The organism is Pseudomonas syringae group sp. J248-6 (assembly GCF_032586995.1).
Lineage (GTDB): Bacteria > Pseudomonadota > Gammaproteobacteria > Pseudomonadales > Pseudomonadaceae > Aquipseudomonas > Aquipseudomonas amygdali.
Genome location: NZ_JAWHOP010000003.1, coordinates 139,991 through 148,822 on the forward strand (window position 1 = coordinate 139,991; position 8,832 = coordinate 148,822).

General features: G+C 59.9%; 6 protein-coding genes. 4 read left to right on the forward strand and 2 right to left on the reverse strand.

All coding sequences use genetic code 11. The features are described from left to right. The first annotated feature begins 41 nt into the window (after positions 1-41). The 3 genes from RYC17_RS04970 to RYC17_RS04980 all read left to right on the forward strand — a co-directional run bounded on the left by RYC17_RS04970 (position 42) and on the right by RYC17_RS04980 (position 4,605). Positions 42-3,161, forward strand: a complete 3,120-nt coding sequence (locus RYC17_RS04970; RefSeq protein ID WP_316902648.1) for a transglycosylase domain-containing protein — start codon at positions 42-44, stop codon at positions 3,159-3,161. 89 nt (positions 3,162-3,250) lie between these two features. After that, a complete protein-coding gene (locus RYC17_RS04975; protein WP_316902603.1) occupies positions 3,251-3,841 on the forward strand; it encodes a PadR family transcriptional regulator in 591 nt (196 codons plus the stop codon). After that, the gene (locus RYC17_RS04980) at positions 3,838-4,605 is read left to right on the forward strand and encodes a siderophore-interacting protein (RefSeq protein WP_316902604.1); all 768 of its coding nucleotides are present in this window, start codon (positions 3,838-3,840) and stop codon (positions 4,603-4,605) included. Before RYC17_RS04975 ends, RYC17_RS04980 begins: the two co-directional genes overlap by 4 nt. 15 nt (positions 4,606-4,620) lie before the next feature. Here the strand turns inward: RYC17_RS04980 and RYC17_RS04985 are convergent, their stop codons facing one another. Together RYC17_RS04985 and RYC17_RS04990 are read right to left on the reverse strand one after the other, a co-directional pair. Continuing rightward, positions 4,621-5,280 (reverse strand): Pr6Pr family membrane protein, encoded by a 660-nt coding sequence (locus tag RYC17_RS04985; RefSeq protein ID WP_316902605.1) that lies wholly within the window; start codon positions 5,278-5,280, stop codon positions 4,621-4,623. A gap of 52 nt (positions 5,281-5,332) precedes the next feature. Next, entirely contained in the window at positions 5,333-5,560 is a 228-nt protein-coding gene (locus RYC17_RS04990; RefSeq protein WP_003363662.1) for a VF530 family DNA-binding protein, read from the reverse strand. A 444-nt stretch (positions 5,561-6,004) separates the two neighbouring features. Here RYC17_RS04990 and RYC17_RS04995 point away from each other — a divergent pair, with 444 nt between their 5' ends. Continuing rightward, complete coding sequence (locus RYC17_RS04995) at positions 6,005-8,428, forward strand: glucose/quinate/shikimate family membrane-bound PQQ-dependent dehydrogenase (protein WP_058401618.1); 2,424 nt, start codon at positions 6,005-6,007, stop codon at positions 8,426-8,428. Positions 8,429-8,832 lie beyond the last annotated feature (404 nt).

The following is an 8,832-nucleotide window of genomic DNA, read 5'->3' on the forward strand; positions in this document are numbered from 1 at the left end:
CTTGGGTCAGGTGCGTTGACAGGATGACCGGACAATCGACTATGGGCGTATTTCGGCATTCCGATAGCAAGCATGAAGCGCTGTCAGCTGACCGCCAGGATGACCCACGCGCGCCAAAGCGTCCGCGTCGCAAGCGATACGGGTGGCGGGTGTTTTGGGTGATTGTGGTGCTGGCCTGCATTGCGCTGGGTGTTGCAATAACCGTGGAGAGCCGCAGTTCAAGGCTGCAGGCGCGGGAGTTCAGCCGCTTTGCCGCGAGCTTGAGTTATTCAATGCAGCCTGGGCCGAGCCATGACGTGGTGTATCCCGGTGACGGGCCGTTCGACAGGCGCCTGGGCTATTCGTCGCTGGATGAGTTCCTGCAGCGCCTGCTCAAGCGCGATTATGTGATTACTCGCCAGACCCGTTTCTCTCCAGAGCTGATGCGCTACGTTCAGCATGGCTTCTTCGTGCCTTACGAGGAAAAAACCCAGGCTGGCCTGTCGATCACTGATTGCCGAAATGAACCGTTGTATGAGTTCAGATACCCGCAGCAGTTTTACCCGACCTTTACCGCTATTCCGCCACTGCTGGTGAACAGCCTGCTGTTTATCGAAAACCGCGACTTGCTGGACCCGCAGCAACCCTTGGCCAACCCGGCAGTGGACTGGCCACGCTTCGTGAAGGCTGCGTGGTCGCAACTGGCGAAGATGTTCGCCCTTCCCGGCCAGTCGGCCGGCGGCAGTACGCTGGCGACTCAACTGGAAAAATATCGCCACTCACCCGACGGGCTGACGCTGTCGGGTTCAGAGAAGTTGCGGCAGATGATTTCCGCCAGTGTTCGCGCCTATCAACCGGGCACCGAGACCCTTGCGGTACGCCAACGGGTGGTGCGTGATTACCTGAACAGCGTGCCGTTGTCCGCGGTGCCGGGGCACGGTGAAGTGCACGGGCTGGCCGAAGGGTTGCGGGTGTGGTTCGGTGCAGATTTTGCCAAAACCAATGAATTACTGGCCTCCAGCCCCACTGACAAACAACGGCTGGCCGATAAGGCACTGGCCCTGCGCGAAGTGCTGTCACTGGTCATTGCTCAGCGTCGTCCATCGCATTATCTGGCCAAGGGTCGCCTGGAACTGGCGGACCTGACCGATAGCCACCTACGCCTGCTGGCCCAGGCCAATGTCATTGATCAACCGCTGGCCGATGCCGCATTGGCAGCCCAGGTTACCTACCGTGACTGGGCACAGCAGCCGACCATTCAGCCTATCGAAACCAACAAGGGCATCAGTGTCGCGCGCACTCGTCTGTCGAACCTGCTCAATCGCCCGCTTTACGATCTGGACCGTCTTGATCTATCGGCCACTAGCACCTTGCACGGCGAATTGCAGCGCAGCGTCAGCCAATACCTGCGTGACCTGGCCAACCCTGAGTTTGCCGCAAGGATCGGGTTGATGGGCGAGCGCCTGTTGACCCCGGCCAGCACAACGCAGGTGCGCTACAGCTTCACGCTGTTTGAACGCGGCGTGGACGGCTCGCGGGTCAGGGTCCAGACCGACAGCACTGATCAGCCGTTCGATATCAACGAAGGCAGCAAGCTGGAGCTGGGCTCGACGGCGAAGATGCGCGTGCTGACGACGTATCTGGAGATCATCGCCGAACTGCATGGGCGCTATGCGGGCCTGAACCCTGCGCAATTGCGCAAAATCCCTGTCGAGGAACCGGATCGGCTGACCCGCTGGGCGGTGGATTATCTGCTGCTGAACAAGGACCATGACCTGGCGAAGATGCTGTCGGCAGCACTCGACCGCACCTATTCGGCCAGCCCCGCAGAAGCGTTCTTCACCGGTGGCGGCATGCACCGTTTCAATAATTTCCGGCGCGAAGACAACGAGCGGATTCCAACCCTGCGCGAGTCGCTGCGTGAGTCGATCAACCTGCCGTTCATTCGTCTGATGCGCGATGTGGTGCGCTACAGCACATATCAGGCACCCAACAACAGTGCCGAGTTGCTCAAGGATGACGACAACCCGCGCCGTCAGGAATACCTCGCGCAGTTTGCCGACCGCGAGGGCACGGTGTTCCTGCTGCGCTTCTGGAAACGCTACAAGGAAAAGACCACCCAGGAACGCCTTGATACCTTTCTGGACGGTATCCATCCTACGGCCATTCGTCTGGCTGCCGTGCATCGCTACCTGTTGCCTGGGGCTGATCAAGCCACGTTCAACGCATTCATCCGCGCGCATCTGGATGAGCCGAAAGCAACCTCGAAGCTGACCGACAAGCGCCTTGCCGACTTGTACAAGGGCTATGGGCCGGGGACTTACGACTTGCCCGATCAAGGCTACATCGCCCGCGTCCACCCGCTGGAGCTGTGGCTGGTGGGCTACCTGCTCAAACACCCTGAAGCACAATTCAAGGACGCCGTGGCCGCCAGTCGTTACGAGCGTCAGGAAGTCTACGGCTGGCTGTTCAAGAGTCGCCACAAAAGCGCTCGCGACAGTCGCGTAAGGACCATGATGGAGGTCGAAGCGTTTCTGGATATCGAACAGCGCTGGCAGCGCGTGGGCTATCCGTTCGACCATCTGGTGCCATCGCTGGCAACGGCTATCGGCAGCTCGGGTGATCGCCCGGCAGCGCTGGCCGAGTTGATCGGCATTATCCAGAACGATGGCATCCGTTTGCCGCCCGTGCGCATCGACAGTCTGCATTTTGCCGCTGATACACCTTACGACACCGAACTGACCATCAACCCGGAGCTGGGCCAGCGCGTGCTGCCATCAGAAGTTGCCGCGGCAATGCGCGAAGCCTTGTCGCAGGTAGTGGATGGCGGCACCGCCAAGCGTGTGCAAGGCACCTTCAAGATGCAGGACGGCAGCGTGCTGGCGATGGGCGGCAAAACCGGCACGGGTGATAACAGGATCGAGAGCATTGGCGCAGGCGGACGCATTCTCAGTTCCAGGGCGATCAATCGCACGGCGACCTTTGTGTTTTATATCGGCGACAACCACTTCGGCGCATTGACCGCGTTCGTGCCAGGGCGCGCCGCCGAAGGCTTTCGCTTCACCTCGGCGTTGCCGGTGCAGGTACTCAAAGGCATGGCTCCGATCCTGACCCCGTACCTGGAGAATCATGGGCAGGCGATGTGCAATGCCCCACTTCCCGACCCACCCAAGGGTGCCTGACCGTTAACGACCGCTCGTCTGCCGACTCTGTGAATACTTTTAGACATATCTTAAGGTATATCTAACGTGTAACCACAGAGATCAAAAACATGCGTGAAGACAAACACCCTCCCCACCACCGTCCGCCGCATCTTCGTGAACCAGGTGAAGATCGCGACGGCTTTGAAAAACGCCCGGGCCGTGAACGCGGTGGACGTGGCCCTCGGGTTTTCGCCCCTGGCGATCTGAAATTGCTGCTGTTGGCGTTGATCGCCGAACAGCCCGCCCACGGCTATGACCTGATCCGCAAGATCGAAGGTCTGTTCGAAGGTGCGTACTGCCCCAGCCCCGGCGTTATCTACCCCACCCTGACGTTTCTTGAAGAAAGCGAAATGGTGGTCGGCGATGCCCAGGCTGGCAAGAAGCTCTACACCATCACCGATGCGGGTCGCCAATCCCTGAAAGATCAGGCCGTGGCGCTGGAAGGTGTGCGCATGCGCATAGATGTCAGCAAGCGGTCACTGCGCGGCCACGATCGTCCGCCGGAAATCCACGAAGCGGTGCACAACCTGCGCCACGCGCTGCAGATGCACCATGGCCGCTGGAGCCCGGAAGAGATTTTGCGCGTCAGCGAACTGCTCAACAGCACGGCCAAGGCTGTCGTCGATGGGCCTCAACCTGCCTCGGAGGAGTCGGCATGAATTCGCCCCAGTCAATCCATCGCGTCATGCATGAAATCAAGCGTCGCAAGCTGCAGGTGGTGCGGGTCACGGAACTGACACCCCTGATGCGCCGCATTACCTTGCAGGGGCCGGAGTTGGCGGGTTTCATCAGCCTGGGTACCGACGACCACGTCAAACTGTTCTTCCCGCAAACGGCAGAAGAGCAGGCCGCGCTGGAAAACCTGAACCCTGCCGGCGACAAGGACACGCCGCGCCCGCCGATGCGCGATTACACGCCGCGTCGCTACGACGAAGAAACCGGGGAACTGGATATCGATTTCGTTCTGCATGGCGAAGGCCCGGCTGCCACCTGGGCGGCTCAGGCTGAACCGGGGCAATTTCTGCACATCGCAGGGCCAAAGGGTTCGATGGTGGTGCCGGACATGTTCGACAGCTACCTGCTGATCGGCGACGAAACAGCCATTCCGGCCATCGCCCGACGCCTTGAATCGCTGCCCGCCAATCGTGCTGCGCTGGTGGTGGTCGAAGTGGCCAGCCCGCAGGAACAGCAGGTGTTCGACAGTGCCGCACAGGTCGACGTGATCTGGATCGTACGCGGCGAACAGAGTCTGCTGGACGTCACGCGTCGTCTGGAGATGCCCGAGGGCAAGCTGTACGCCTGGGTCGCGACCGAATCCGCGCTGTCACGCAAGTTACGTCGTGTGCTGCTCGACGAGTTCGGCCTGGAAGAGGACTTCGTCAAGGCCGCCGGTTACTGGAAGCTGGACAGCACTGAAGAATGAGCAGGACCGGGCGACTCACCGCGTACGACGAGACGCCCGTTTATCAACTGCCAGCAGCACCAATGCGATCAGCACGAAACCGAGCAGCACGCCCAGCGCGTTGATGAATGCCGCCGGGAAACCGAGCGTGCCGACATCGATGAACGGGTACAGGTAATCACCGAACATGTGGCCACGCAGCAGGACATAGGCGAAGTAGACGATCGGATAGATCGCCCAGAGCACTACATGGCTCAGACGCAGCGTGCCCTTGGGCACGTACAGCCACCAATAGAGCACGAACGCCAGCGGCATTATGTCGTGCAGCAGTTCGTCGGCCACCCACTGCCAGCCTTCCGGGTGCCACAAGTGGCGCAGCAGAATGTTGTAGGCGATGCCCACCAGCGCAATACTCACCGCAATGCCACCACACACCACCGGATGTCGGAAAAACCGGTGGCCTGCCGACTGCCGTATTGTCAGCGCACAACTCAGGGCGACCGCTACCAGCGTATTGGTCAGTACGGTGAAAAAACTTGAAAAGCGCACCAGCCCACCCAGCAGACTGGCGTGATCGGCATAACGGCCAATCAGGATCAGGTAAAGCTGAATCACCAATCCCGACCAGCCGAGACAAGCGGCCACAAGGGCGTAATAGCGCTGTCCCTGCGCAGGTTGTGGATGTTCACTGAGCATCAATCGGTATCCTTGCGTGCCGGCGTCCATGCCGGACTGTCTGGCGGGCCTGTTACCAGCCCTTGCTGCGATGCAATTTCACATACAGCGCTTCGACCTTTTCCCGCGCCCAGGGTGTCTTGCGCAGGAAGGTCAGGCTGGACTTGATGCTCGGATCGCTCTTGAAGCAGCGAATATCGATGCGTTCGGCGAGGCCGGACCATTCGTAATGTTCGACCAGCGCCCTGAGGATCTGCTCCAGCGTGACGCCGTGCAACGGGTCGGAATTGGGTGTTGTCATGATGAGCCTTGAAGCTGATGAAGAGGGATAGCAGCCTGAACAGCTTTCTGGAACGCGCTGGTCTTCCCGAAAAGTCTGCCATTGTAAGCGCCGCGCTTTCATAAAACACAGTCGGCTTGAGGCACTGTTGCCGACCTTGCAATGATCCATGTCAGGTTTATGGCTTTTAGAAAAATCGTTAGCGTCCTATCATTGCGCGTTTAAGGATTGCAGGTTTCCTTTCTGAAGAGGCTCCGCTGAATAAACGCCTATGCACGAATTCGGGCGGCAATGGTCTACGAATCAATGACCGGGCCGCGCTGAATGGGCAACCGTGTTCTGTGTGACGTTGAATTCGACCGTCGGTGATTCGTTTCAATAAACAGCCTCAAGGAATGCTGCCAGGGTCGGCGGCGTACATGAAAACAAGATATCAACTACTTACTTCTCGCGGAGATTCGCATTATGAGCACTGACAGTGCTTCAAATAGAAATCGCCTGTTGCCGACCCTGCTCGGGCTGGTGATCCTGTTGATGGGGCTGGCCTTGCTGGTCGGTGGTGCCCGACTGCTGCAACTGGATGGCTCGTTGTATTACCTGCTGGCGGGTATCGGTTTTGCCGTGACCGGCGTGTTGCTGATGACCGGCCGTGCTGCTGCACTTGGCCTGTATGCACTGCTGCTGTTCGCGAGCACCGTATGGTCGTTGTGGGAAGTCGGTCTCGACTGGTGGCAATTGGTGCCGCGCCTGGCGCTGTGGTTCGCACTGGGCATCGTCCTGCTGCTGCCGTGGTTCCGCAAGCCACTGCTGCGCAATGGCCCGGCGCGCCTGGGCACTGGCGCATTGAGCGTTGCTGTCGTGCTGGCCGGTCTGACCGCGCTGGCGAGCCAGTTCACCAACCCTGGCCGTATCGAAGGCCAACTGGACCGCGAAACTGCCGGTACCACCAACACCGCTCCGGCCATGCCTGACGGCGACTGGCAGTCCTACGGCCGCACCGCATTCGGTGATCGTTACTCGCCACTGGCGCAGATCACCCCGGAAAACGTCAACAAACTGGAACCGGCCTGGACCTTCCGCACTGGCGACATCCCTGGGCCTAACGACCCGGGTGAAACCACTGCCGAGAACACTCCGCTCAAGGTCAACGGCATGCTCTACGTGTGTACGCCGCACAGCCAGGTAATCGCGCTTGATCCGGATTCGGGCAAGGAAATCTGGCGCTTCGATCCGAAGCTCAGCACCCAGAATGCGAAAAACTTCAAAGGCTGGGCGCACATGACCTGCCGTGGCGTCACTTATCATGACGACGCAGCCTATGCAGCCAGCGCCCCGGCGCAAAGCCAGACGGTCCCGGCTGCTGACGGCACGGCCACTGCCAGTGCTGCCTGCCCGCGCAGAATCTTCCTGCCGACTGCCGACACCCGTCTGATCGCGCTGAACGCCGATACTGGCAAGATGTGTGAAGACTTCGGCAACAAGGGTTCGGTTGACCTGACCGCCAACATGGGCACCTTCGCTCCGGGCGGCTACTACTCCACGTCGCCACCGGCAGTGACCAAAGACCTGGTGATCATCGGCGGCCACGTTACCGATAACGTCTCCATGGACGAACCGTCCGGCGTGATCCGTGCCTACGACGTGCACACTGGCCGTCTGGTGTGGAACTGGGACAGCGGCAATCCGGAAGAAACTGCACCGATTGCCGAAGGCAAGATCTACACGCGCAACTCGCCGAACATGTGGTCCATGTTCAGCGTCGATGAAAAGCTCGGCATGATCTACCTGCCGATGGGCAACCAGACGCCTGACCAATGGGGCGGCGACCGCACGCCGGATTCCGAGAAATACAGTGCGGGCCTGGTTGCACTGGACATCGCGACCGGTCGCGTACGTTGGAATTACCAGTTCACCCACCACGACCTGTGGGACATGGACGTGGGCGGTCAACCGACCCTGCTGGATATGAAAACTGCTGATGGTGTGAAGCCGGCGGTATTGGCATCGACCAAGCAGGGCAGCATCTACGTGCTGGACCGCAGCACCGGTCAGCCTATTGTGCCGATCAACGAAGTACCGGTTCCGCAAGGCGCTGTTGCAGGCGATCACACCTCGCCGACCCAGCCCAAGTCCGACCTGAACTTCATGCCGCCGCCGCTTAAAGAGCGCGACATGTGGGGCGTGACGCCATTTGACCAGATGATGTGCCGGATCGACTTCAAGTCGCTGCGCTACGACGGCCCGTTCACGCCGCCTTCGCTGCAGGGTTCGATTGTTTATCCGGGTAACTTCGGCGTGTTCGACTGGGGCGGTATTTCCGTCGACCCGGTTCGTCAGATTGCCTTCGTCAACCCTAGCTACATGGCGTTCCGTTCAAAGCTGGTACCTGCTGCCGAAGTCGAAGGCGGACCTGGCCGCAAGAGCGAAACCGAAGGCGTGCAGCCGAACAAGGGCGCACCTTATGGCGTGATCCTGGAAGCACTGCTGTCGCCAATGGGCCTGCCGTGCCAGGCCCCTGCGTGGGGTTACGTGGCGGCGGTCGATCTGACCACCCACAAAACCATCTGGATGCACAAGAACGGCACCGTGCGTGACAGTTCGCCAATCCCGATCCCGCTGACCATGGGCGTTCCAAGCCTGGGTGGCCCGATCACTACGGCGAGCGGCCTGGCCTTCCTGAGCGGTACGCTTGACCAATACCTGCGCGCCTACGATGTACGTAACGGCAAGCAGCTGTGGGAAGGTCGCCTGCCAGCAGGCGCACAAACCACACCGATGACCTACACCGGCAAGGACGGTCAGCAATACGTGCTGGTCGTGGCGGGCGGTCACGGTTCACTGGGCACCAAACAGGGTGACTACGTGATGGCATTCAAACTGCCGAAGTGATGCATTAGTGCGGTAAATGAAAAGCGGCTATCGAGAGGTAGCCGCTTTTTTTATTGCCATTGAAACCTTGATCTCGTCTGCATTTGCTACCGGACGAGGCTGTAGATCTGTGACGCGGAGCGTCACGAAATGCATGCCAACGCGGAGCATTGGCACGATGGTGCTCTGACGATTATCGTTGCGCACGCTCCAGCGTGGGAATGCCGTTCTGGACGCTCTGCGTCAGCTCTTGAATGTGCGGTGCGGCGCAGACCTGTGACGCAGAGCGTCACGAAATGCATGCCAACGCGGAGCATTGGCACGATGGTGTTCTGACGATTATCGTTCCGCACGCTCCAGCGTGGGAATGCCGTTCTGGACGCTCTGCGTCAGCTCTTGAATGTGCGGTGCGGCGCAGACCTGTG